The organism is Microbacterium psychrotolerans (assembly GCF_031085295.1).
Lineage (GTDB): Bacteria > Actinomycetota > Actinomycetes > Actinomycetales > Microbacteriaceae > Microbacterium > Microbacterium psychrotolerans.
In genome coordinates this window covers 64,000-87,986 of sequence record NZ_JAVFWO010000003.1, presented here as the reverse complement: position 1 = coordinate 87,986, position 23,987 = coordinate 64,000, and the positions used below count along the sequence as shown (strand labels likewise).

General features: G+C 71.6%; 19 protein-coding genes. 15 read left to right on the top strand and 4 right to left on the bottom strand.

Features of this window, described 5'->3' with window-relative positions:
* Positions 1 to 13 precede the first annotated feature (13 nt).
* Positions 14 to 1,084 (top strand): threonine aldolase family protein, encoded by a 1,071-nt coding sequence (locus tag Q9R08_RS09560; RefSeq protein ID WP_308867780.1) that lies wholly within the window; start codon positions 14 to 16, stop codon positions 1,082 to 1,084.
* A 107-nt stretch (positions 1,085 to 1,191) separates the two neighbouring features.
* Here the strand turns inward: Q9R08_RS09560 and Q9R08_RS09555 are convergent, their stop codons facing one another.
* The 3 genes from Q9R08_RS09555 to Q9R08_RS09545 form a co-directional block, all read right to left on the bottom strand.
* Entirely contained in the window at positions 1,192 to 2,850 is a 1,659-nt protein-coding gene (locus Q9R08_RS09555) for a coiled-coil domain-containing protein (RefSeq protein WP_308867778.1), read from the bottom strand.
* Between the two features lie 205 nt (positions 2,851 to 3,055).
* Positions 3,056 to 4,969, bottom strand: a complete 1,914-nt coding sequence (locus Q9R08_RS09550; RefSeq protein WP_308867776.1) for a M3 family metallopeptidase — start codon at positions 4,967 to 4,969, stop codon at positions 3,056 to 3,058.
* Between the two features lie 62 nt (positions 4,970 to 5,031).
* A complete protein-coding gene (locus Q9R08_RS09545) occupies positions 5,032 to 5,619 on the bottom strand; it encodes an NUDIX hydrolase family protein (protein WP_308867775.1) in 588 nt (195 codons plus the stop codon).
* Between the two features lie 121 nt (positions 5,620 to 5,740).
* On the opposite strand from Q9R08_RS09545, the gene Q9R08_RS09540 reads away from it, so the two are divergent.
* The 4 genes from Q9R08_RS09540 (at position 5,741) to Q9R08_RS09525 (ending at position 8,874) form a co-directional block, all read left to right on the top strand.
* Positions 5,741 to 6,406, top strand: a complete 666-nt coding sequence (locus tag Q9R08_RS09540) for an alpha/beta hydrolase (protein ID WP_308867774.1) — start codon at positions 5,741 to 5,743, stop codon at positions 6,404 to 6,406.
* Between the two features lie 273 nt (positions 6,407 to 6,679).
* Entirely contained in the window at positions 6,680 to 8,344 is a 1,665-nt protein-coding gene (locus tag Q9R08_RS09535) for an ABC-F family ATP-binding cassette domain-containing protein (protein ID WP_308867773.1), read from the top strand.
* A gap of 104 nt (positions 8,345 to 8,448) precedes the next feature.
* On the top strand, positions 8,449 to 8,631 hold the full coding sequence (locus Q9R08_RS09530) for a PspC domain-containing protein (RefSeq protein ID WP_308867772.1): 183 nt from the start codon (positions 8,449 to 8,451) through the stop codon (positions 8,629 to 8,631).
* Positions 8,632 to 8,691: 60 nt separating this feature from the next.
* A complete protein-coding gene (locus Q9R08_RS09525) occupies positions 8,692 to 8,874 on the top strand; it encodes a PspC domain-containing protein (RefSeq protein WP_308867771.1) in 183 nt (60 codons plus the stop codon).
* 113 nt (positions 8,875 to 8,987) lie between these two features.
* Here Q9R08_RS09525 and Q9R08_RS09520 read toward each other — a convergent pair whose 3' ends face one another.
* Positions 8,988 to 9,458 (bottom strand): hypothetical protein, encoded by a 471-nt coding sequence (locus tag Q9R08_RS09520; protein ID WP_308867770.1) that lies wholly within the window; start codon positions 9,456 to 9,458, stop codon positions 8,988 to 8,990.
* A gap of 111 nt (positions 9,459 to 9,569) precedes the next feature.
* On the opposite strand from Q9R08_RS09520, the gene Q9R08_RS09515 reads away from it, so the two are divergent.
* From Q9R08_RS09515 to Q9R08_RS09470, 10 genes are all read left to right on the top strand, one after another.
* Entirely contained in the window at positions 9,570 to 14,426 is a 4,857-nt protein-coding gene (locus Q9R08_RS09515) for an ATP-dependent helicase (RefSeq protein ID WP_308867769.1), read from the top strand.
* Positions 14,419 to 15,207, top strand: coding sequence for a DNA-formamidopyrimidine glycosylase family protein (locus Q9R08_RS09510; RefSeq protein WP_308867767.1), 789 nt, complete (start codon positions 14,419 to 14,421; stop codon positions 15,205 to 15,207). Before Q9R08_RS09515 ends, Q9R08_RS09510 begins: the two co-directional genes overlap by 8 nt.
* A 287-nt stretch (positions 15,208 to 15,494) precedes the next feature.
* Positions 15,495 to 16,703 carry an ABC transporter ATP-binding protein gene (locus Q9R08_RS09505; RefSeq protein ID WP_308868473.1) on the top strand — a complete coding sequence of 403 codons (1,209 nt, stop codon included), beginning with the start codon at positions 15,495 to 15,497 and terminating at the stop codon, positions 16,701 to 16,703.
* Between the two features lie 99 nt (positions 16,704 to 16,802).
* Complete coding sequence (locus Q9R08_RS09500) at positions 16,803 to 17,987, top strand: extracellular solute-binding protein (RefSeq protein WP_308867766.1); 1,185 nt, start codon at positions 16,803 to 16,805, stop codon at positions 17,985 to 17,987.
* Positions 17,980 to 18,918: an ABC transporter permease gene (locus Q9R08_RS09495; RefSeq protein ID WP_308867765.1), complete on the top strand. Its 939-nt coding sequence runs from the start codon at positions 17,980 to 17,982 to the stop codon at positions 18,916 to 18,918. Before Q9R08_RS09500 ends, Q9R08_RS09495 begins: the two co-directional genes overlap by 8 nt.
* Positions 18,915 to 19,835, top strand: coding sequence for an ABC transporter permease (locus tag Q9R08_RS09490; protein ID WP_308867764.1), 921 nt, complete (start codon positions 18,915 to 18,917; stop codon positions 19,833 to 19,835). Before Q9R08_RS09495 ends, Q9R08_RS09490 begins: the two co-directional genes overlap by 4 nt.
* 26 nt (positions 19,836 to 19,861) lie before the next feature.
* Positions 19,862 to 21,517, top strand: a complete 1,656-nt coding sequence (locus Q9R08_RS09485) for an amidohydrolase (protein ID WP_308867763.1) — start codon at positions 19,862 to 19,864, stop codon at positions 21,515 to 21,517.
* A gap of 25 nt (positions 21,518 to 21,542) precedes the next feature.
* Positions 21,543 to 22,103: a cysteine hydrolase family protein gene (locus Q9R08_RS09480; RefSeq protein WP_308867762.1), complete on the top strand. Its 561-nt coding sequence runs from the start codon at positions 21,543 to 21,545 to the stop codon at positions 22,101 to 22,103.
* A gap of 124 nt (positions 22,104 to 22,227) precedes the next feature.
* Complete coding sequence (locus Q9R08_RS09475; protein WP_308867761.1) at positions 22,228 to 23,658, top strand: NAD(P)/FAD-dependent oxidoreductase; 1,431 nt, start codon at positions 22,228 to 22,230, stop codon at positions 23,656 to 23,658.
* The gene (locus tag Q9R08_RS09470) at positions 23,655 to 23,984 is read left to right on the top strand and encodes a cupin domain-containing protein (RefSeq protein WP_308867760.1); all 330 of its coding nucleotides are present in this window, start codon (positions 23,655 to 23,657) and stop codon (positions 23,982 to 23,984) included. Before Q9R08_RS09475 ends, Q9R08_RS09470 begins: the two co-directional genes overlap by 4 nt.
* The last annotated feature ends 3 nt before the right edge of the window (positions 23,985 to 23,987 follow it).

Below are 23,987 nucleotides of genomic sequence, written 5' to 3'. Positions count from 1 at the left end.
AGATTGGACACCCGTGACCACGATCCACGACCCGAACCTGCGGGGCTTCGCCTCGGACAACTACTCGGGCATCCACCCCGAGGTGCTGGCCGCGATCGCCGCCGCCAACGACGGCCACCAGGTCTCCTACGGCGACGACGTCTACACGGCACGCCTGCAGGAGGTCATGGCCGGCCACTTCGGCGAGGGCGTCGAGGCGTTCCCGGTGTTCAACGGCACCGGTGCGAACGTCGTCGGGCTGCAGTCGATGCTCCCCCGCTGGGGCGCCGTCGTCACGGCAGGCACCGCGCACATCAACGTCGACGAGGGCGGCGCCCCCGAGCGCGTGGCCGGCATCAAGCTGCTGACCGTGCCCACCGACGACGGCAAGCTCACGCCCGAGCTCATCGACCGCGAAGCGTGGGGCTGGGGCGACGAGCACCGTGCGCAGCCGCTGGCCGTGTCGATCACGCAGTCCACCGAGCTCGGCACGCTGTACACGGTCGACGAGATCACCGCCATCGCCGACCACGCGCACAGCCTGGGCATGCGCGTGCACATGGACGGCTCGCGCATCTCGAACGCCGCCGCGTCGCTCGGCGTGCCGTTCCGGGCGTTCACCCGCGACGCGGGCGTCGACGTGCTCAGCTTCGGCGGCACCAAGAACGGCGCGATGCTCGGCGAGGCGATCGTGGTGCTGAACACTGAGGCATCCGAGGGCCTGAAGTTCCTGCGCAAGCTCGACATGCAGCTGGCGTCGAAGATGCGCTTCGTGTCGGCGCAGCTGCTCGCCCTGCTCGAGGGCGACCTGTGGCTGCGCAACGCGTCGCACTCCAACGCGATGGCGCAGCGCCTGCGCGCGGGCATCGAGACGGGCCTGGCCGACGGCTCCATCCGCGGGGTCGCGTTCACGCAGCCGACCCAGGCGAACGGCGTCTTCGCCACCCTGCCCGACGGCGTCGCGGACCGCCTCCGCGCGTCCTTCAAGTTCTACGACTGGGATGCCGCGAAGAACGAGGTGCGCTGGATGTGCAGCTTCGACACCTCCGAGAACGACATCGACGCCTTCCTCGCCGCGATCGCCCGCGAGACCTCCGCCGTCTAGTCGAGACGCCGGGTCGGCGCCCCGGTCGCGTCGACACCGAGAGGCCCCGAACCCTGGGAAGAACTCGGGGCCTCTGCTCTCGGCGTGCGACGGCGTGGGCGGGCGCGTCACTCCTCTTCGGAGCTGCGGGAATCCGACTCGTCGGCGCGCTCGGGCTGCTCGCCGCCACCGGTCGCGGCGTCCTCCGCTTCCGCGGGCTCGAACCCCTCAGGCTCGAGCGTGAGGGCCTCGGCCTCGGCGGGCCCGACATCGACGGCTTCGCCGGACTCGGCATCCGACTGCTCCCGATCGACGTCCGCGATCCCGGCGTCATGGTCGGCGGCGACTGCCGGCGTGACGGACGTCTCGGGGCGGATGAGCTCCTTCACCTCGGCCATGAAGCTCATCAGCTGGTGCTGCTGCCAGCGCAGCTGACGCGTGCGGTCCTCGGCGTCGCGCAGCACCGCCTGCGAGTGAGTGGTCACCAGATCGATGATGCGCTCGGCCTTCACGTGCGCCCGCTCGAGGTGCTCGCGTGCGCGCAGCTGCGCATCGGCCTCGATCTGCTGCGACTGCGCGCGCATCAGCCGCTCGAAGTCCTCGGCCTTGACCGACACGCGCTGCGCGTGATCGAGCGACGCTGCGACCTGATCGTTCGCGTCCTGCGTGATGCGCTCGGCGTGGGCGACGGCCTGGTTGTGCAGCACGAGGAACTCCTGGTGCGCGTCGTCCTGGCGACGGGTGAGGGACGCCTCGAACTCGAGTGCCCGCAGGCGCAGCTCGCGCACCGCCTCCTCGGCGTCGGACCGATCGCGTGCCGTCTCGCGCGCGACGGAAGAGCGCAGCACGGCTGCCCCCTTCTCCGCCTCGGAGCGGATGGCCGCGGCCTCGCGCTCGGCCTGCGACACCTTCTCGGCGGCGTGCGCCGCCTCGCGCTCGATGCGTGCTTCATGCGCAGTCAGCTCGGTGTCGATCTTGAGGCGCACCTGCTGGGCCTCGTGCTGGGCCTGCGAGAGGATGGCCTCCGCCTCGGCCAGCGCCGAGGAACGCCGGTTCGCGATCTCTTCGCGGGCCGCCTCGAGCAGACGATCGCCTTGGACGCTCGCGTTGCGGATCAGGAGGCTCGCCTGGTCCTCGGCGACCCGCAGCACCTCCTCGAACTGCTGGCGGTTCGGCGACTCGGTCGTCGCGCCGACGAGCTCGTCGCTCAGTGCCTGCACCCGCTGCTCGGCGTCAGCGAGCTTCGCGTTCGCGAGTTCGATCTCGCCCCGCAGCTGCTGGACGACGTCGCCTTCCTCGTCGCGGGCGGCGGAAGCCTCGGCCGCGACCCGCGCGAGCTCCGCCCGGCGGCCCTCCTCGGCCTCTTCGAGCGCCGCCTCGAGCCGCTCGATCTCGTCCTGCTTGGCTTGCAGCGCGGCATCCAGCTCCGCGCGGCGAGCCGCGATGGCGGCGTCGATCTCGGCCTGGCGCTTCTCCGCGGCAGCCTGGAGCTCCGCCTCCAGTCGCTCCGCCTTCGCGCGGCTCTGCGCGACCGCGGCACCCGCACGACGCTGGTGCTGCTTCAGCTGCGCCACCTCGTCGTGCGCCGCGCGCACGCGCGCGTCGAGCCCGGCGATCGCGGCGTCGACCTCTTCCTTGTCGTACCCGCGGAATGTCGTCGTGAAGCCCGACCCGAACGAGGTCGTCGCCGCGTCGCCGCCGCCGCCGCCGCCGCCGCCGAGGAGGTTGTCGAACGGGGTCGGGTCGTCTTGGCCCGGAGTACCGGCGTTCACGGCGTGGTCGGACATCGGTGTGTCTCCGCTTCTGGCTTGCTGTGTCGGCGAGTGCTCTCGGCGGAGGCGTGCGTCCGGGCCCACAGCGCCGGCGAACGTGTCGCCTCGCGCGCGAGCAGCGGTGGCCGCACCGTCCTCGACGACACCGGGGGGTTGTGTCGCAGGTGACTGCGTATCAGGGTAGGTGAACCCTACAACGCCCGGCGGTGTTGGCGAAACGTCAGGCGCCGGCGAGCCAGTCCCGGTATGCCTCGAACGACGACGGGCGGCCGAGGAACGCCTCGACGAGGTCGTTCGCATCGCGCGATCCGCCCCGCTCGAGCACCTCGGAGCGGTAGCGGCGCGCGGCCTCGGCATCCATCAGTCCACCGGCGAAGCCGCTCAGCAGATCGCGCGCGATCACGAGGCTCCACTGGTACGTGTAGTAGCACGCGCCGTAGCCGGTGAGGTGCCCGAACCCCGCGTAGGAGTGGAGTCCCGGCAGCGGCTGGACCGGGCTGGCGTCGGCGTAGAGGCGCTCGGTCTCCGCCTGCAGATCGGCCGGCCGATCAACGTGCAGGTGGTACGACACGTTCGCGTGTCCGAGCTGCCGGCGCACCTCGAGCGCGCGTCCGAAGGCGTCGGCGGTGCGCATCCGCTCCACGAGATCGGCGGGGATGGGTTCGCCCTGCGCGTCGGCGCTGAACGAGGCGAGCACTCCGGCATCCCAAGCCCATTCCTCCAGCAGCTGGCTGGGCGCCTCGACGAAGTCCCATTCCGTCGCCACTCCGCTGAATCGCGCGAATCGCTGGCGGCCGCCGAGGATGTCGTGCACCAGGTGACCGAACTCGTGGAAGAAGGTCACCACCTCGTCGTGCTCGAGGAGGCCGCGGGAGAAGTTGCACAGCAGCGCGGCCTCGGGAAGCACCCGGCCCGCGACGCCCGGTGCCAGCGGGAAGCAGGCCGCGTGGCTGAACTTGCCCTCGCGCGGGTGGAGGTCGAGGTGGATGCGTCCCAGTCGCTCATCGCCCCGCATCACGTCGAACGACTGCACGTCCTCGTGCCAGGCGTGCGCCTCCACCGGCACGTACTGGACGTCGAGCAGGCGGCCGGTGACGTCGAGCACCCCCGCCACGACCCGCTCGAACGGGAAGTACGAGCGCACCAGCTGGGCGTCCACGTCGTACTGCTCGCGCTTGATCGCTCCCAGCAGGTACCAGAAGTCGGCGATGGTCACGACCTCGGCGTCGGGGACATCGCGCCGCAGCCGCTCGAGCAGCTGCGGGTACTCCGCCTCCGCCGCCGAGCGCGACGCCTCGTCGAGCCGCGACAGGAACGCGGGGATCGCCGCACCGGACCCGATCATGCGGGTCTCGGTCTCGTAGTCGGCCCAGTCGGGGTAGCCGAGCAGCCGGGCGCGCTCGGCGCGGACGTCGAGCAGTTCGGCCAGGATCGCGTCGTTCTCGGGCCACGCGAGGTCGTTGTAGGCGCTCACCAGCGCGATCCGCGTCGCACGGTCGCGGGCGTAGTCGCGGACCGGCATGAGGTCGGGGTAGTCGGTCGACAGCGTCACCCGCCCGTGCTCGTCGGCGGGGTGTGAGTCGATGAAGTCCTGCGGCATTCCCGCGAGCCCGTCCGCAGGGACGGCGATCTCGCGACGCCCGTCGCGGATGTTCCGTGAGAACGCCAGCGACAGCTCGGTGTCGCGGTCCGCGAGCTGCCGGGCGCGCTCGCGGTCGGCATCGTCGAGCTCCACGCCGCCGCGCCGGAAGTCGCGCAGCAGGTGGGCGAGCAGCCGCGCCTGATCGTCATCGAGCGCCGTCGCCTGCGCATCGGCGAAGGCCTTCCAGAGATCACGGTCGAGCAGCCGGGCCGCCGACAGCGACTCCACCGTCTGCACCTGCGCCTCGGCGCGCTCGCGCACCGCCTGGTCGGGGTGCGCCTCGCTGAGCACGTAGGCCTCGCTGAGCGCCTCGCTGAGCGCGATGTCGGCGTCGTTCCACAGCTCCAGACGCTCGACGGTCGTCAGCGACGGCTCGGATCTCAGCCGGTCGTCGATGTCGTGGACCTGGGCGATCCGGGCGGCGGGGCGCTCATCGGCGAAGGCCGCCCATCCGGCGGCGTCGGACGGAAAGGGCAGGGGCTCGAGGGTCACCCTGCGAGCCTAGGGGCGATGCAGACGGTTCGCGAAGAGATCCGGCGGTCGGCGCCGATCGGTCAGCGCAGCGCGCCCACGCTCGCGAGAGCCATGCGCACGAGAGTCCCCCGGCCGCCTTCCATCTCAGCCGAGAGGGCGTCGGATGCCGCTTCCTCCGGAGTCAGCCAGGTCACCTCGAGCGCGTCCTGACGGGGCTCGCAGGTACCGGTCACCGGCACGACGAACGCGAGCGACACCGCGTGCTGGCGGTCGTCGTGGTACGCGCTCACGCCGGGGAGAGGGAAGTACTCGGCCACGGTGAACGGCGTCGGCTGCGGCGGGAGCATCGGGAACGCCATCGGGCCCAGGTCGTTCTCGAGGTGGCGGAAGAGGGCGTCGCGGATCGTCTCGCCGTAGCGGACGCGGCCCGAGACGATCGTGCGCGAGATCTCACCCACCGGTGTCGCCCGCAGCAGGATGCCGACCTGGGTGACCTGCCCCATGCCGTCGGTGCGCACCGGCACGCCCTCGACGTAGAGCATCGGCAGCCGGCGGCGCGCCTCCTCCAGTTCGATGTCGCTCAGCCAGGCCGGATTGGACATGTTCCCCGCCGGCGGGCCGAACGGCTCGTCGCCCGCAGGTTCGGGGTCAGGGGTGCGCACGGACATGCCTCCTGTATACCCGCTCCGTTCCGATCTCGCCGCGCGTCACCCGTTCGGATTCTGATGTGCGTCGGGTCGCCCGAACGATCGCCTGCGTCGTGTCTGTCGCCGATGGGAGGATGAGGGCATGCCGGAAGCGCTCGTCCTCGACGCCGACGCCGTGCTGTGGTCGGCCGAACGCTCGGCCGTCGGCGGCCGGCACCTGCTGCTGCTCCTCCACGGCTACGGTGCCGACGAGCACGACCTCTATCCGCTCCGCCAGTACCTTCCCGACGCGTTCGTCGTCGCGAGCCTCGCGGCGCCGCTCGCGCCACCGTGGCCGGCACCCGGGCGATCCTGGTATCCGATCGACGGGTTCGAGGGCGCCGACGCCTCGCATGTGACCCGCGCGGCGCAGGCCGTGATCGCGTGGATCGACGCGCACGCGGCGGGTGCGGCATCCGTCGGCCTCCTCGGGTTCTCGCAGGGCGGTGCGGTGTCGCTGCAGGCGATGCGCCTCGAGCCGCAGCGCTTCGCGTACGCCGTCAACCTGTCGGGCTACGCCACACCCGGCGAGCTTCCGGGGGATGCCGAGCTCGCCGAGCGGCGCCCGCCGGTGTTCTGGGGCCGAGGGACCAACGACGACGTCATCCCGGGGTTCGTCGTCGCCCACACCACGCAGTGGCTCCCCGAGCACGCCGATCTCAGCGGCCGCGTCTACCCGGGTCTCACGCACAGCGTCTCGGAGCAGGAGCTCGGCGACGTGGCGGCATTCCTCGACAAGCGGCTGACGGCGCTCGACACGGTCGACTGATCGCGTTCCCTGGCCATGGTCGGCGTCGTCCGCTATGGTGTCTCTCGGCCTTTGTCCCCTCGGTGAGGAACTCCCTTGAAGCTGATCGACGCATCCGCGCTGTAATCGCGCTGCTCCGTCGACCCTCGACGTCTCGCAGCGCCTGAAGATTCCGCGCTGCTCGTCGATCCATCGCTTCTCCTCCCGCGATGCCTCAGCCTTTCTCGGGCCGGCACGCTCCGGGCGGGGGTCCGCGGTCCTCGGTGTCAGCGCTCTACTGACATAGGAGGCCTCATGCCTGCACACACTCTCACACCTGTCATCGTCCTCGACCGGGTCTCATTCGCCTGGGCCGACGGCACCGTCGCCCTCGCCGACGTCTCCGGATCGTTCGGCACCGGTCGCACCGGCCTCGTCGGTCGCAACGGCTCTGGAAAGTCCACGCTGCTGCGCCTCATCGCCGGAGGTCTCACACCCTCCGCGGGCCACATCGCGCGGACAGCGGATGCCGCGTACCTGCCGCAACGGCTGACTCTCGACGTCGATCGGCCCGTCGCCGACCTGCTCGGCGTCGGCGACACCCTCCGCGCGCTGCGCGCCATCGAGTCCGGCGATCCCGATCCGCGTCACTTCGACGCGGTCGGCTCCGACTGGGACATCGAGGCGCGCGCGCACGCCGCGCTCGCCGAGGCCGGACTCGCACCTGACATGCTCGACCGCAGCGTCGGGCAGCTGTCGGGCGGCGAGGCGGTGCTCACCGCGATCGCCGGCATCCGTCTGCGCAGTCCCGAGATCGCGCTGCTCGACGAGCCGACCAACAACCTCGACCGCGACGCCCGCGCGCGCCTGTACGACATGGTGCGCTCGTGGCGAGGCGCCCTCGTCGTGGTGAGCCACGACACGGCGCTGCTCGAGCTGATGGACGACACGGCCGAGCTGTACGCGAACGAGCTGTCGGTGTTCGGCGGTCCGTACTCGCAATGGCGGGCATGGCTGGATGCCGAGCAGGGCGCCGCCCGTGACGCCGAGCGGGCGGCGCGCCAGGCCGTCAAGCGCGAGAAGCGCCAGCGCATCGAGGCCGAGACGACGATCTCGCGCCGAGCCGCGATGGGGCAAAAAGCGTTCGACGAGAAGCGCGTGCCCAAGATCGTCGCGAACGGTCGCCGGATGGCGGCCCAGGTCTCGGCCGGCAAGCTGCGCGGCGAGAAGGCCGACCGCGAGGCGTCCGCGCGCGAGGCCCTCGATGTCGCGGAGCGCCGCGTGCGCGACGACGACATCGTGAAGATCGACCTGCCCGACCCCGGCGTGCCCGCGGGACGCCGCATCGCCACGCTGGGCGACGGCGAGCGCTCGTGGGTGATCCAGGGGCCCGAGCGGGTCGCGCTGATCGGCCCGAACGGAACGGGCAAGACGACGCTGCTGGAGCGGCTCGTGGGTTCCGGGAGCACGAACTCCTCAGATTCCGGCGGCCTCGGTGCGCCATCCCGTCTGGGCGAGCAGCCCGACGGGTTCTTGAGGAGTTCGGCACGCGGCGCGCTGCACACCGACCGCGTCGGGTACCTGCCGCAGCGCGTCGACGGGCTCGACGATGCGGCGTCGGTGCTCGAGAACGTCGTTCCGTCGGCACCCGGCGTCACGATCGTCGAGCTGCGCAACCGGCTGGCGAGGTTCCTCATCCGAGGAGCCGCCGTCGAGCGCCCGGTGGGAACGCTGTCGGGTGGCGAGCGCTTCCGGGTGGCTCTCGCCCGGCTGATGCTCGCCGATCCCCCGCCGCAGCTGCTCGTCTTCGACGAGCCGACGAACAACCTCGACCTCGACACGGTTGACCAGCTCGTCGACGCGATCGCCGCCTACCGCGGTGCGGTGCTCGTGGTGAGCCACGACGACGCGTTCCTCGAGCGCATCGGCGTCAGCCTCGTGCTCGAGCTCGACCGCGACGGCACGCTGACGGAGCGCTGAGCGCGGGCCGCGGCCGAGCCTCGCGCTCGGCCGCGGCCTGCTCCCCTGCCGGTCCGGGGGCCAGCACCCGTGCGCCGCCGGCCCGACTCGCGGATGATGAAGTCATGAACGCACTCGTGAGACCTCAGCAGGGCCGATGGATCGCCGGCGTCTGCGCCGCCGTCGCCAACCGCTTCGGGTGGAACGTGACCGTGATCCGGATCCTCACCGTGATCGCAGTCGTCTTCTTCGGCCTGTCGCTGTGGGCCTACATCCTGCTCTGGATCCTGGTCCCCTCCGAGCGCTGACGCCGAGCAGCCGCTCGCGCACCCCTGGCGCACACACCTTCGCCACGCGATGATGAACGCATGCATCGCCTGGTCCGTCCCCGACGGGGACGCATGCTCGCCGGGGTCTGCCAGGGCATCGCAGACCGCTTCGGCTGCAGCGTGGTGCCGGTGCGTGTGCTCACGGTCGCGTCGACCGTGTTCTTCGGCGTATCGATCCTGATGTACCTGCTGCTGTGGATCCTCCTGCCGGACGAGAACTGACGTCGGTCAGGGAGCGACGGCCGCGTCGGCGCCGACGCCCGCGGCGATCTCGCACCGATCCGATCGGCTTCGGCACGGCCGAGGTCCCGATCGGACGCCGACCGGACCGCGGGTCAGGGCTTCTTCGGCTCCTTGGTGCGGCCGGGGGCGCTGCCGCTGTTGCCGGGACCGCTGGAGGAGTCGCTCTCCTCCGTCGCCGGCGCGGTCGGCGCCGGAGCCGGTGCCTGCTCGATCGCCGGATCGGTCTGCCCGTCGTCACCCGCATCCGGCTGCGGTTCCGCAGGGGGAACCGGTGGAGTGGGAGAGGGAGACGATGTCGGCGCGGGCGGCGAGGCCCGGGGAGTGACGCGCACCTCCGACGCGGGCGCGGGATCGGCGGGCCTGGGCGAGCGGTCGCCCTGCACCGCCCCGAACACCGCGGTGACCACGACCACGAGCGACAGCGCGAGCGCGCTGACCAGCGCTCCGAGCGCGAAGGTCTGCACTCGTCGCGACCGCACCCACGAGGCGTCGACGCCCGTGGGCGTGGCCGTAGGGGTGAGCGGCGCCGGGGTCTCCGACCCGCTCGAGGGCGTCGACTCCATCACGATCCTCGGCGGTGAGCGCGTGCGGGGGGACACGCGAGCACCGATCCTACGCGACCGGGTTGCGGCCCGCCCTGGCCGGATGTCGGCGATCGCGACGAAGATGGAGTGATGGGAGACGTCCTCGAGCGGTTCGGTCCTGCCACGCAGGACTGGTTCCGTGGCGCCTTCCACGCCCCGACCGACGCCCAGAAGGGCGCGTGGCAGGCCATCTCCGCGGGCAAGCACGCACTGGTGGTCGCGCCGACCGGCTCCGGCAAGACGCTGTCGGCATTCCTGTGGGCGATCGACCGCATCTTCCATGACAAGGCCGCCGCTCCGGCGAGCGCTAGCGCCTCCGGCAGGAAGAAACGGACCGACGCTGCCGCAGTCCCCGCGACCCGCGTCCTCTACATCTCGCCGCTGAAAGCGCTGGGGGTGGACGTCGAGCGCAACCTCCGGTCGCCGCTCGTGGGCATCGGCCAGTCCGCGCGCCGGCTGGGCCTCACGGTGCCCGACGTCACGGTGGGCGTGCGCTCCGGCGACACCCCCGCGGGCGACCGCCGCAAGCTGGTTCAGACCCCGCCCGACATCCTCATCACGACCCCCGAGTCGCTCTACCTCATGCTGACGAGCCGTGCGGGCGAGACTCTGCGCGACGTGCACACGGTCATCGTCGACGAGGTGCATGCCGTCGCCGCGACCAAGCGCGGCGCGCATCTGGCCGTGAGCCTGGAGCGGCTCGACGCGCTGCGTCGCTCGTTCGCTCCCGAGGCCCCGCCTGCCCAGCGCATCGGCCTGTCGGCGACCGTCCGTCCGATCGACGAGGTCGCCCGGTTCCTCGGTGGTGCCGAACCGGTCGAGATCGTCGCGCCCCGCGCGACGAAGGCGTTCGACATGAAGGTCGTCGTGCCGATCGGCGACATGCTGAACCCGCCGCCCGCGCCCAGCCCGTACCGATCCGACGACGACGCCTGGGCCGATCCGGATGCCGCGTCCTCGGCCGACGGGCCGGAGGAGGCGATCGACGAGGACTGGTTCGCCGACGGCTCCGGAGCCGCGGCTGGTTCGGGAGGCGATCCGCGCCGGGCGTCCGGCGCCGGCGAGACCGAGATGACCGGGTCGGTGTGGCCGCACGTCGAAGAGGCCATCGTCGATCGCATCCTGCTGCACCGCTCCACGATCGTGTTCTGCAACTCGCGCCGGCTCGCCGAACGGCTCACGGGCCGGCTCAACGAGATCTACTCCGAACGCCTCGGTCTCGACCTCCCCGAGCAGGCGGTCCCCGCGGCGATGATGGCGCAGGCCGGCGCGACGGCGGGCGCCGACCCCGTGCTCGCGAAGGCGCACCACGGGTCGGTGTCGAAGGAGCAGCGGGCGCAGGTCGAGGAAGAGCTCAAGTCGGGCGTCCTGCGATGCGTCGTCGCGACCTCGAGCCTCGAGCTGGGCATCGACATGGGCGCCGTCGACCTCGTGATCCAGGTCGAGGCGCCGCCGAGTGCGGCATCCGGACTGCAGCGCATCGGCCGCGCCGGCCACCAGGTGGGCGAGGTCAGTCGTGCCGCACTGTTCCCGAAGCACCGCGGCGACGTGCTGCACACCGCGATCGTGACCGAGCGGATGCTGGCCGGACAGATCGAGGCGATCGCCATCCCGCAGAACCCGCTCGACATCCTGGCGCAGCAGACGGTGGCCGCCGCCGCCATCGCGCCCGTCGACGTCGAGGGCTGGTACGAGACGCTGAAGCGCAGCGCCCCCTTCCGCTCGCTCCCCCGGTCGGCCTACGAGGCCACGCTCGACCTCATCGCCGGGCGATTCCCGTCCGACGAGTTCGCCGAGCTGCGTCCGCGCGTGGTCTGGGACCGCGACCTGGGCGTGCTCACCGGGCGCCCGGGCGCTCAGCACATCGCGGTCACCAGCGGCGGCACGATCCCCGACCGCGGGCTGTTCGGCGTCTTCATCGCCGGTGAGTCGCAGAACGCCCGCGTCGGCGAGCTCGACGAGGAGATGGTCTACGAGTCGCGCGTGAACGACGTGTTCACCCTCGGCACGACCAGCTGGCGCATCGTCGAGATCACGCACGATCGCGTCAACGTGGTCCCCGCGTTCGGCCAGCCCGGCAAGGTGCCGTTCTGGCACGGCGACGGCATCGGCCGTCCGGCCGAGCTCGGCGAGGCCCTCGGCAGGTTCTCGCGCGAGGTGTCGACCGCGAAGCCCGAGAAGGCCGAGTCGCGCCTGCACGACGCCGGGCTCGACGAGTACGCGCAGGACAACCTGCTGGCCTACCTCGCAGAGCAGCGGGAGGCCACCGGCACGCTGCCGACGGACCGTCAGCTGACCGTCGAGCGCGGGCGCGACGAGGTCGGCGATTGGCGCGTCATCCTGCATTCCCCGTACGGCATGCAGGTGCATGCGCCGTGGGCGCTCGCCGTCAACGCCCGCATCCGCGAGCGGCTGGGGGTCGACGGATCCGCGGTCGCCAGCGACGACGGCATCATCGCCAGGATTCCCGATGCCACGGCCGAGCCGCCGGGAGCCGACCTCTTCGTCTTCGACCCCGATGAGCTCGACCAGATCGTGACCGAGGAGGTCGGCGGCTCCGCGCTGTTCGCCTCGCGGTTCCGGGAGTGCGCGGCGCGGGCGCTGCTCATGCCCCGGCGCAATCCCGGGAAGCGCACCCCGCTGTGGCAGCAGCGGCAGCGCTCTGCGCAGCTGCTCGAGGTGGCCCGCCGCTACCCGACGTTCCCGATCATCCTCGAGACGCTGCGCGAGGTGCTGCAGGACGTCTACGACGTCCCCGCCCTCCTGCGGCTCATGCGCGGCATCGGCGAGCGCCGCATCCGCCTCATCGAGACCGAACCGGCGCAGCCCTCGCCGTTCGCGCGCGACCTGCTGTTCGGCTACGTCGGCGCCTTCATGTACGAGGGCGATTCGCCGCTGGCCGAGCGCCGGGCCGCCGCGCTGTCGGTCGACCCGGCGCTGCTGTCGGAGCTGCTCGGCAAGGTCGAGATGCGCGAGCTCCTCGACCCTGACGTCATCGCCCAGTTCGAGCGCGAGGCGCAGCGGCTCGATCCCGAGCGCCGCGCGCGCGGCCTGGAGGGCGTCGCCGACCTCCTGCGTCTGCTGGGTCCGCTCGACGCGACCGAGGCCGCCCTGCGGCTCGAGGCGGAGGGCGACGGCGTCGCGGATGCGCACGCGACCTCGGGCGAGGCATCCGCTCTCCTCGACGCGCTGATCACTTCGCGCCGCGCGATCCCGGTGACGATCGCCGGGGCGACGCGCGTCGCCGCGATCGAAGACGCCGGGCGTCTGCGCGATGCGCTCGGGGTGGCTCTGCCGGTGGGCATCCCCACCGCGTTCCTCGAGCCGGTCGCCGACCCGCTCGGCGACCTGCTCGCCCGCTACGCGCGCACCCATGGGCCCTTCACGGCGGATGCCGCGGCCGACCGCCTCGGCATCGGCGTCGCCGTCGCCCGTCACACCCTGCAGCGGCTCGAATCGCAGGGCAGGGTCACGAGCGGCTTCTTCCTGCCCGACCCGCCCCCTGGCTCGGACGACGGCTCGGGAACGCGGGGCGACGAGGCGGAGTGGTGCGACACCGAGGTGCTGCGCCGGCTGCGGATGCGTTCCCTCGCGGCGATCCGCGGCAGCGTCGAGCCGGTGCCGCAGCATGCCTACGCACGGTTCCTGCCTGTGTGGCAACACGTCACCCGGCCGCTGGAGGGCATCGACGGCGTGGCGGCGGTCGTCGAGCAGCTGGCCGGCGTCCCGATCCCCGCGAGCGCCTGGGAGTCCCTCGTGCTTCCGGCTCGGGTCGCCGACTACACGCCGGGGATGCTCGACGAGCTGACCGCCACCGGCGAGGTCATCTGGTCGGGCCACGGCACGCTGCCGGGGCGCGACGGCTGGATCGCGCTGCATCCGGCGGACGCCGTGCCGCTGACGCTCTCCGTGCCCGACGACGCCGAAGAGATCCCGCCGGGGTCGCTCGAGGCCCAGCTGCTGGCCGCGCTCGACGGCGGCGGCGCCTACTTCGCCGCGCAGCTGCGGCAGGCGACCGGCGCCGAGAACGAGCAGTCGGTCGTCGAGGCGCTGTGGCGGCTCACCTGGGCGGGACGCATCACCAACGACACGTTCGCTCCCGTCCGGGCGCTCGTGTCAGGCGGTTCGCAGGCGCACCGCGTCAGCAGACGCACCCCGCGGGCGCGCCTGTACCGGGGCGCCGCGGTGCGGTCCGTCGCGGCATCCGTCCCCGCCCGTCCGCCGGCGATCGGCGGACGATGGTCGCTGCTGCCGGCGGCCGAGCCCGACGCCGCCCTGCGCGCGACCGCGACGGCGAGCCTCCTGCTCGACCGCTACGGCGTCGTCACCCGCGGCGCGGTGCAGTCCGAGGGCGTGCCGGGCGGGTTCGCGCAGACGTACCGCGTGCTCGCCGGCTTCGAAGAAGCCGGCCACTGCCGGCGCGGCTACGTCATCGAGAAGCTCGGCGCCGCGCAGTTCGCCGCCTCCGCCACCGTCGACCGGCTGCGTGAGTTCGCCGGCCTCTCCGACCCGCCGCCGCTGCGCAGCGTGACGCTCGCCGCCACCGACCCCGCGAATCCGTACGGTGCGGCGCTGGCATGGCCCGCGCTCGAGGGCGTCGGGCATCGCCCCGGACGCAAGGCAGGTGCGCTCATCGTGCTCGTCGACGGCGCGCTCGCCCTGTACCTGGAGCGCGGAGGAAAGTCGGCGCTCGCGTTCACGGGCGAGGAACCGGTGCTCGCCGCCGCCACGCGCGACCTCGCCGCGACCGCTCGCGCGCGACGGCTCGACACCCTGACGATCGAGCAGGTCAACGGCGCCTTCGTGTACGGCACCGCGGTCGGCAGGGCGCTGCGGGATGCCGGCTTCGTGGAGTCCCCGCGCGGCCTCACCCTGCGCCGACCCACGGCGGGTGCCGCGGCGCGCCAGGCTCCGGGGCCGGAGGACCGGGCGGGCGCACGTGCCTGAAGGCGACACCGTCTTCCGCACGGCCCGCCGCCTCGACGCAGCACTGGCGGGGGCGACGGTGACGCGGTTCGAGCTGCGCGTCCCGCAAGCGGCCACGATCGACCTTCGCGGCGAGGTCGTCCACGGCGTGGTCTCGCGCGGCAAGCATCTGCTCCACCGCATCGGCTCGTGGACGCTGCACACCCATCTCAAGATGGAGGGCGAGTGGCACGTGTACCGGCACGGCGAGCGGTGGCGTGCGCCCGGGTTCCGTGCGCGCGCGGTGATCGGCGCGACGGCGCCGGACGGCACCGCGTGGGAGACCGTCGGCTTCGACCTCGCCGACATCAAAGTGGTGCCCACTGCCGACGAGGACGAGCTCGTCGGGTACCTCGGCCCCGACCCGCTGTCCGACTCGTGGGACCCGGTCGAGGCGGCTCAGCGCCTCGCCGCCGACACCCGCGCGGTACACGTCGCCCTGCAGGATCAGCGCAACATCGCCGGCTTCGGCAACGAGTACGTCAACGAGATCCTGTTCGTGCGCGGCGTCCTTCCCACGACGCCGGCGAACGAGACGGATGCCGCCGCCATCGTGGACCTCGGCGCGCGCATGATCCGCGCGAACCGCAACCGGTCGGGCCGCACGTTCACCGGCGACGAGCGCCCCGGACGATCGACCTGGGTCTACCGCCGCGAGGGCCGGCCGTGCCGGCGATGCGGGACCCTCATCCGCGGCGGAAGCCTCGGTGCCGATCCCACCCGTGAGCGCATCGTCTTCTGGTGCCCGTCCTGCCAGCGCTGACGCCGCTTGCAGCACGCTTTCATCACGATGCCGGGCGGACGAACTGTCGCCCGGGCACCGGCATCCCTTCGACCCCCGAGGGGTGCACCGTTGAAACACCGCGGATTCCTGGCCGTTACACAAGTCCGGACGAACTGTCGCACCGGAGGCCGCACGCACCCCGGATCGTCTGGTTCGGAGGTGGCCGCGTTGCGGGTGGGCACGTCCCGCTATTGAATACTCGACACACCCGATCGGCCGTGCAGCGTTGCGCGGCCCGCGACCAGAAGGACCCTCACGAGGTGACGATGTCCACAGGCACGGCGACCGCGGCGGCAGACCCCGCGGAGCAGGTTCCCGGCGAGAGCGAGGCCGCGCGCGGGGCCGTCGTCCTGTCGGGGATCACGAAGTACTACGGCGAGCAGCTCGCCGTCGACGACCTGTCGCTGACGATCCAGCCGGGTGAGTTCATCTCGCTGCTGGGACCCTCCGGCTGCGGCAAGACGACGACGCTGCGGATGATCGCGGGCTTCGAGCAGCCGGATGCCGGCGACATCCGCATCTCGGGACGCTCGGTGCTCGCGGCGCCCCCGTACAAGCGCGACGTCAACACGGTCTTCCAGGCGTACGCCCTGTTCCCGCACCTGTCGGTCGCCGAGAACGTCGCGTACGGGCTTCAGCAGCGCCGCACTCCGAAGTCCGAGGTGCGCGAGCGGGTCACGCAGGCGCTCGACATGGTGCAGATGCGGCGGTTCGGCGACCGGAAGCCCACGCAGCTGTCGGGCGGCCAGCAGCAGCGCATCGCACTCGCGCGGGCACTGGTGAACCGCCCCGCGGTGCTGTTGCTCGACGAGCCGCTCGGCGCGCTGGACCGGCAGCTGCGCGAGGAGATGCAGCTCGAGCTGAAGCTCCTGCAGTCGCGGCTGGGCATCACGTTCGTCTTCGTCACGCACGACCAGGGCGAGGCCCTGTCGATGAGCGACCGCATCGCGATCATGCGTGCCGGCCGCATCGAGCAGCTCGCCGACGCCGACACGGTGTACGCGCGTCCGGCGTCGGCGTACGTCGCGGCGTTCGTCGGTCAGCAGAACTTCTTCCGCGGCCCAGCGGCCGAGGCGGGTGCGGCGATCACCTCGCCCCACGCGCTGGTGCGCGCCGCGGCACCCGTGCTGACCAGCACGAACCTCGGCGAGGCGGCCGTCCGGCCCGAATTCATCCGGATCGAGAAGGACCCCTCGGCGGGCTCGGGTACGGCGACCGGCGCGAGCCTCTCCGAGGCGAACGCGACCCGCGGTGAGCTGATCGGCGTCTCGCATCTCGGCGACACGATGCAGTTCCTGGTGCGGCTCGGCGCCGATCAGAGCCTGATCGTCCGGAGGCCCACGCCGGACGCCCCGGCGCTGGCCGTCGGCGACCACGTGGTGTGCACGTGGGGAGCGCATCACGTGCTGCTCTTCCCCGCCGCCGACGACGCGGCCGCGGAGCAGGGCGGCTACATCGCGCCCCCGACAGCCTGACCAGACCGACCGCCTGACCCGAACAGCACGCCCGACCCGACGCACGCCCCCAGCCGCGGCATCCGCCTCTCCGGCTCCCGACCCGACCAGGAGTACCCGATGACCCAGCCTCGTACGCCGCTTCGCATCCTCGCTCCCGAGGCTGCCGCGCCCGTGATCGCGCGCGAGCTCTCGCGGCGCCGCTTCCTGAGCTTCGCGGCACTCGCCGGCGGCACCGCCGTGCTCGCCGCCTGCACGCCGGGCGGCGGCGGGTCGCCCGCGCCACAGGCCACCGGCGGAGACCTGGAGGGGAGCCTGTCGGTGTACACGTGGGGCGAGTACGACTCGCCGGACGTCGTCGAGGGATTCACCGACGAGCTCGGACCCAAGGTCACCCTCGACTCGTACTCCTCGAACGAGGAGCTCATCGCGAAGCTGGTCGCCGCGAAGGGCACCTCGGGCTACGACATCGTCGTGCCGACCGGCGTCTTCATCCCGCAGATGATCGAGAACGGCCTGCTGACGAAGTTCAACAAGGAGCTTCTGCCGAACATGTCGAACATGGATCCAGCCTTCCTCGGCCGTGCCTGGGATCCGGGCAACGACTACTCGGTCTGCAAGGCGTGGGGAACGACCGGATACGTCTACGACAAGACGGTCATCACCCGCGAGCTGACGACGTGGAACGACTTCTTCGACGCCGCGCAGAACGAGGCGAGCGGCAAGACGGCGATGTCGGACGACCCCGCGGGCATCATCGGCTCGTACTTCTGGGCCAACGACCTGGACTGGAACACCGAGGACCCCGACGAGCTCGAAGCCTGCCGCGCCTTCCTCGTGGAGCAGATCGCGCCGCACATCTCGGCGTTCGACTCCTACCCGGGCACGAACGCGATCCCGCAGGGCACGCAGGTGCTGATGCAGGCGTGGAACGGCGACGCACGCCTGGGTCTGATGGAATCGAGCGAGCCCGAGCGCTGGCAGTGGGTGCTCCCCGGCCCCGTGACCGAGCTGTGGATGGACAACTGGGCGATCGCCGCGGGAGCGCCGCACCCCGAGGCGGCTCACGCCTTCATCAACTACTCCATGGCGCCGGAGAACCTCGCCCTCAACCTCGACTACATCGGCTACAACGTGGGCGGCAAGGACATGCAGGCCGCGGCCGAGGAGAGCGGCCTGGAGTACACCGACATGATCTTCTTCAGCCCCGAGCAGCTCGAGACCATGCACGAGCAGGAGCTCAACGACTCGCAGACGACCCGCGTCGAGATCTACAACGAGGTGAAGGCTGCCGCCGGTGCGTAGTCGTTCGGCAGGAGCCGCGCTCGCCGTTCCGGCGTGGGCGTGGCTCCTCCTGTTCTTCGTCGCGCCCGTCGCGATGGTGGTGTGGTTCAGCTTCGGCTACAAGCCGGGCGTCTTCGGCAGCCATGCGAACGACATCCTCTCGTTCGACCGGTATGCCGAGGCCGTCTCGCCCACGTTCTTCGCGACGTTCCAGAACACCCTCTGGGTGGGTGTGATCGGCACCGTGCTGTGCTTCGCGATCGGCGCACCGGTGGCGTACTGGATGGCCTTCAAGGTCAAGCCTGAGCGCCGCGGCATCCTCATCGCCCTGGTGCTCGTGCCGTTCTGGACGAACTTCCTCGTGCGCACGATCGGGTGGCAGGTGATCCTCGCGCCCGAGGGCTGGCTGTCATCGCTGCTGCAGGGCATCGGCGTGCTCGACGGCCCGCTCGAGCTGCTGTACACGCGGACCGCGGTGATCATCGGCGTGGTCTACAACTATCTGCCGCTGATGATCCTGCCGCTGTTCGTCGCGTTCGACCGTGTCGGACCGGCCCTGCGCGAAGCGTCCAAGGATCTCGGCGCAGGCAAGCTCACCACCTTCCTGCGCGTGACCCTGCCTCTGTCGCAGCCAGGGATCATCGCCGGTGTGCTGCTGGTGTTCATCCCCCTCATGGGCGACTACATCACCGCGACCGTGCTCGGCGGCGCTAAGGGCAACATGGTCGGCCAGCTCGTCGCGAGCCAGTTCCAGACCGCCCAGAACTGGGCGCTCGGCTCCGCGATGGCCGTGCTGCTCATGGTCGTGATCATGCTGACGATCGGCGCGTTCGCGGTGATCATCTGGCTGATCGCCCTGCCCTTCCGCTCGCGCAGCCGGCTGGTGCTGGGTCCGGTGGCCGACACGACGACGGATGCCGCGCCGGCAGGCGCGCTGGAGGCGACGACGTGACCACGCAGACCGAGACCGAGACGATCCTGCAGGCCCAGGCCCGCGAAGCGCGCCCGGCCGCGGCTCCCCGCCGGCGCGCGCGCAGGTCGTGGTCGGACGTCGCCTTCGGCGTCTGGGGCGTGCTGGTGATGCTCTTCCTGTTCCTGCCGATCATCGTGATCGTCATCTACTCGTTCAACAGCGGACGCCTCCTCGTGTCGTGGGACGGCTTCGGGTTCGACGCCTTCAGCACGATCCTGGTGAAGCCGGCCATCCAGAGCGCCGTCCGCGTGTCGCTGATCACGGCGCTCATCGCGGCGATCATCGCGACCGTGCTGGGCACGCTCGCCGGCATCGCGATGGCGCGTCATCCCGGCAAGTGGGTGTGGTGGTTCCTCGGGCTGCTGCTCCTCGTCTCGGTCACCCCCGAGATCGTCGACGCAGTGGCGCTGCTGCCCTGGATGGTGTTCCTCGGCCAGGACCTGGGCATCTCGATGTTCAACGACGGCATCGTGCGCCTCTCGGTCGGCTCATCGCTGTTCGCGACCGCCGTGGTGTCGTACATCGTGCGCGCACGACTCGTGGGTCAGGACATGAACCTCGAAGAGGCCTCCGCCGACCTGTACGCGAAGCCGTTGACGACGTTCCGCCGCATCACCCTCGCACTGGCGATGCCGGCGGTGCTCGCCGGATTCCTGCTGGCGTTCACGCTCAGCCTCGACAACACCATCGTCGCGGCCTTCGTCCAGGTGTCCGGCACGACCCCGTGGCCGGTGTACGTGCTGAGCGCGCTGCGCTCGGGCCTGCGCCCCGAGATCGCGGCGGTGTCGACGATCATGCTCGTGCTGACGCTCATCGCGCTCGCGCTCGTCGCGCTCGTCCTCAAGCGCGCCGGCGACTCCGCGACGCAGATCGCCCGCACGATGACCGGCGGCTGACCGGACGTCTCAGCGATAGGAGACCCATGCCCTACGCCGACCTCGTCTTCACCGGCGGCCCCGTGTTCACGGCGAACACCGTGCGGTCGCGGGCGACTTCGGTCGCTGTCGCGAGCGGGCGCATCGCGGCCGTCGGCGGCGACGACGTCCGCGGCCTCGTGGGGCCGTCGACGGAGGTGGTGGACCTCGCGGGACGGATGCTGATCCCGGGCTTCCAGGACGCGCACGTGCATCCGGTGTGGGGCGGGCTCGACATGCTCCGCTGCGACCTGTCCGAGCTCGGTACGGCGTCGGAGTACATGGAGGCGATCGGCCACTATGTCGGTGCGCACACCGACGACGAGTGGATCCTCGGCGGCGGCTGGCAGATGTCGGCGTTCCCGGGCGGCACGCCGACGGCATCCGCCCTCGATGCCGTCACGGGCGACCGGCCGGCGTTCTTCCCGAACCGCGACGGCCACGGGGCGTGGGTCAACTCGGCGGCGCTGCGACGCGCCGGCATCGATCGCGACACGTCCGATCCCGCCGACGGACGTATCGAGCGCGACGCCAACGGCGCCCCGTCGGGCACCCTGCACGAGGGCGCGATGGCGCTGGTCAACCGCCTGCTGCCGGAGGAGCCGCTCGAGCGCCTGACCGAGGCGCTCCTGCTGGGTCAGCGGTACCTCCACTCCTTCGGCATCACCGGCTGGCAGGACGCGATCGTCGGCCCATACGGGGATGCCGGCGACCCCGGCCCCGCCTACCTCGCGGCGGCGGCCGACGGCACCCTCACGGCGCGGGTGGTCGGAGCGATCTGGTGGGACCGCACGAAGGGCCTCGAGCAGATCCCGTCGATCCTCGAGCGCCGCGAGCGGTACCGCGGCGGGCGCTTCGCCGCGACATCCGTCAAGGTGATGCAGGACGGCGTCGCCGAGAACTTCACCGCGTCGATGCTCGAGCCATACTGCGACGGCCACGGCCACTTCACCGACAACTCCGGCATCTCGTTCGTCGCGCCGGAGATCCTCAACGAGGCCGTGCCGCTCCTCGACGCCGAGGGCTTCCAGGTGCACTTCCACGCGATCGGCGACCGCGCGGTGCGCGAGTGCCTCGACGCGGTCGAGCACGCGATCGCCCGCAACGGCCGCGGCGACAACCGTCACCACATCGCCCACATCCAGGTCGTGCACCCCGAGGACGTGCCGCGCTTCCGCCGGCTCGGCGTCGCCGCCAACATGCAGTCGCTGTGGGCGACCTACGAACCGCAGATGGTCGAGCTGACCCTGCCCTTCCTCGGTGAGCCGCGCAGCGCCTGGCAGTACCCCTTCGGCGACCTGCTGCGGGCCGGCGCGGTGCTCGCCGCCGGCAGCGACTGGTCGGTGTCGACACCCGATCCGATGGCCGCGATCCACACCGCCGTGAACCGCACCGCCGCGCCCGGCTACGAGGAGGGCGAGTACGACGCGTTCCTGCCGGAGCAGGCGATCGACCTCGCGACGTCGCTCACCGCCTACACGGCAGGATCGGCGTGGGTGAACCACCTCGACGAGACCACCGGCACCATCGAGGTCGGCAAGCTGGCCGACCTGGCCGTGCTCGACCGCGACCCGTTCGCCGGACCCGCAGACCAGATCGGGGCCACCCGAACACTCCAGACGTTCGTCGAGGGCAGGCGCGTCTACGCCGCGACGGATGCCTGACATGCCCGCCCCTATGCTGTTGCGGGTGACCCGACTCCTGCTCCTCATCGACATCCAGCGCGACTACTTCCCGGGAGGGCGGCATCCGCTCGTCGACCCGGATGCCGCGGCCGATGCCGCTGCGCGGCTCCTCGCCGCCTTCCGCGCGACGGGTGAGCGGGTCGTCCACGTCCAGCACGTGTGGGACGGTCCGGATGCCGCGTTCTTCGCGGCGGGCACGCCCGGTGTCGAGTTCGACCCGCGCGTCGCGCCCGACGGTGCCGAGCACGTCGTGGTCAAGCACGAGCCGAACGCCTTTCTCGGCACGGGGCTCGAGGCTCTGCTGCGCGCCGCGGCACCCGACGAGATCGTCGTCGCCGGGATGATGTCGAGCATGTGCGTCGATGCGACCGTGCGCGCGGCATCCGATCTCGGCTTCCGCCTCGCCGTCGCACAGGACGCCTGCGCGGCGCCCGACCTCGCCTACGACGGCCGCACCGTGCCGGGCGCGCAGGTGCACCTGGCGTTCATGGCGGCGCTCGACGGCACCTACGCCCGTGTCGCCGACGTCGACGCGCTCGCCGCGGAACTCGCTCCCGCGGCCTGACCCGATCGGGGGCGCACGACAACCTGTCCGACCGACGCACAACTCCCGACACGCGGGGGCCCGCACTGCCGCCGCCGACGGGCGAGGATGGGAGCACCAGACACCCGCATCGGAGTTGATAACCGTGGGCACGACCGTCTTCGAACGACAGCGGCCGGCAGTATCCGTCGTCCAGCATTCCCTCGCCGACACCAGGCACTCCGTCTTCTGGCGCGATGACCTTCCCGAGAGCCTGAGGCCCGATCGACCCTCCCTGGTCGGCACGCACCGCGCCGACCTGGTCGTCGTCGGTGGCGGCTACACCGGCCTGTGGACCGCCCTGCTCGCCACCGAGCGCGACCCGGGCGCGAAGGTGGTCGTCGTCGAGGCGCAGCGGGTGGGCTGGGCGGCTTCGGGGCGCAACGGCGGGTTCTGCGAGGCGAGTCTGACGCACGGCCACGAGAACGGCATGGCGCGCTGGCCCGACGAGATGCCGGTGCTCGACAGGCTCGGTCGCGAGAACCTCGACGCGATCGAGGAGTCGGAGGCCCGCTACGGCATGGACTTCCAGTTCGAGCGCACCGGCCAGCTCGCACCCGCGGTCGAACCCCACCAGGTGGAGTGGCTGAAGGAATGGGCCGCGGAGGACGAGGAGGGCGTCGTCTATCTCGACCGGGCCGAGGCACAGGCGTCCGTCCACTCCCCCACGTATCTCGCCGCCGTCTGGGAGAAGCACGCGTGCGGCATGGTGCACCCCGCCCGCATGGCGGCGGAGCTCGCCCGCGTGTGCGAGGAGCGCGGGGTGGAGATCTTCGAGCGCTCCCATGTGACAGGACTCGACACCACGGGTCCCGGAGTCGTCGTGGTCACCGCCGACGGCCGGGTCGAGGGTTCCCGTGCGGCGCTCGGCACCAACGTGTTCCCCTCGCTCATCAAGCGCAACCGGCTCATGACCGTGCCGGTGTACGACTACGTGCTCATGACCGAGCCGCTCACCGACGCGCAGGTCGCCTCGATCGGCTGGCAGGACCGGCAGGGCATCGGGGATCTGGCGAACCAGTTCCACTACTACCGGATCACGCAGGACAACCGGATCCTGTTCGGCGGGTACGACGCGATCTACCGCTACGGCCGTCGCCTCGACCCCGCCTACGAGCAGCGACCCGACACGTGGGCGAAGCTCGCCAGCCACTTCTTCACGACGTTCCCGCAGCTCGAGGGGCTGCGGTTCACGCACCAGTGGGCGGGGGCGATCGACACCTCGACCCAGTTCACGGCGTTCTTCGGCACCGCCCGTGAGCGCCGCGTCGCCTACGCCGCAGGGTTCACCGGTCTGGGCGTCGGATCGACGCGCTTCGCCGGCGAGGTCATGCTCGACCTCCTCGACCGCGTCTCGAACGAGCGCACCGAGCTCGAGATGGTGCGCAAGCGCCCGCTCCCCTTCCCGCCCGAGCCGGCCGCCGCGATCGGCATCAACGCCACGCGCTGGTCGCTCGATCGCGCCGACCACAACGAGGGCAAGCGCAACCTGCTGCTGAAGACGCTCGACGCCGTCGGTCTGGGGTTCGACTCGTGAACCCCGGAGTCGTGACGGATGCCGCGACCGTCGTGCTCGCGCTCGAGCCGCTGCCGGCCGGGCAGGTCGTCGAAGGCTCCCCGCGCACCGGCTACGTCGAGCTGACGGACGCGATCGGCGTGTGGGAGCACACGCCGGGCGTCTCCACCGACGTCGAGGCCGACGAGGTCTTCGTGGTGCTCTCGGGCTCAGCCACCGTGTCGTTCGATGATCCCGCGCTCGCACCCATCGAGCTGAGCGCGGGCTCGGTCGCACGGCTGACCGCGGGTATGCGGACGGTCTGGACCGTCCGCGAGACGCTCCGGAAGGTCTACATCGCGGGCTGACTG

Excerpts from the sequence above, each read along its gene's own strand:
- Q9R08_RS09555 (WP_308867778.1), bottom strand. The coding sequence starts at position 2,850 with ATGTCCGACCACGCCGTGAACGCCGGTACTCCGGGCCAAGACGACCCG.
- Q9R08_RS09545 (WP_308867775.1), bottom strand. The coding sequence starts at position 5,619 with ATGTCCGTGCGCACCCCTGACCCCGAACCTGCGGGCGACGAGCCGTTC.
- Q9R08_RS09540 (WP_308867774.1), top strand. The coding sequence starts at position 5,741 with ATGCCGGAAGCGCTCGTCCTCGACGCCGACGCCGTGCTGTGGTCGGCC.
- Q9R08_RS09535 (WP_308867773.1), top strand. The coding sequence starts at position 6,680 with ATGCCTGCACACACTCTCACACCTGTCATCGTCCTCGACCGGGTCTCA.
- Q9R08_RS09530 (WP_308867772.1), top strand. The coding sequence starts at position 8,449 with ATGAACGCACTCGTGAGACCTCAGCAGGGCCGATGGATCGCCGGCGTC.
- Q9R08_RS09525 (WP_308867771.1), top strand. The coding sequence starts at position 8,692 with ATGCATCGCCTGGTCCGTCCCCGACGGGGACGCATGCTCGCCGGGGTC.
- Q9R08_RS09520 (WP_308867770.1), bottom strand. The coding sequence starts at position 9,458 with ATGGAGTCGACGCCCTCGAGCGGGTCGGAGACCCCGGCGCCGCTCACC.
- Q9R08_RS09515 (WP_308867769.1), top strand. The coding sequence starts at position 9,570 with ATGGGAGACGTCCTCGAGCGGTTCGGTCCTGCCACGCAGGACTGGTTC.
- Q9R08_RS09505 (WP_308868473.1), top strand. The coding sequence starts at position 15,495 with ATGTCCACAGGCACGGCGACCGCGGCGGCAGACCCCGCGGAGCAGGTT.
- Q9R08_RS09500 (WP_308867766.1), top strand. The coding sequence starts at position 16,803 with ATGACCCAGCCTCGTACGCCGCTTCGCATCCTCGCTCCCGAGGCTGCC.
- Q9R08_RS09485 (WP_308867763.1), top strand. The coding sequence starts at position 19,862 with ATGCCCTACGCCGACCTCGTCTTCACCGGCGGCCCCGTGTTCACGGCG.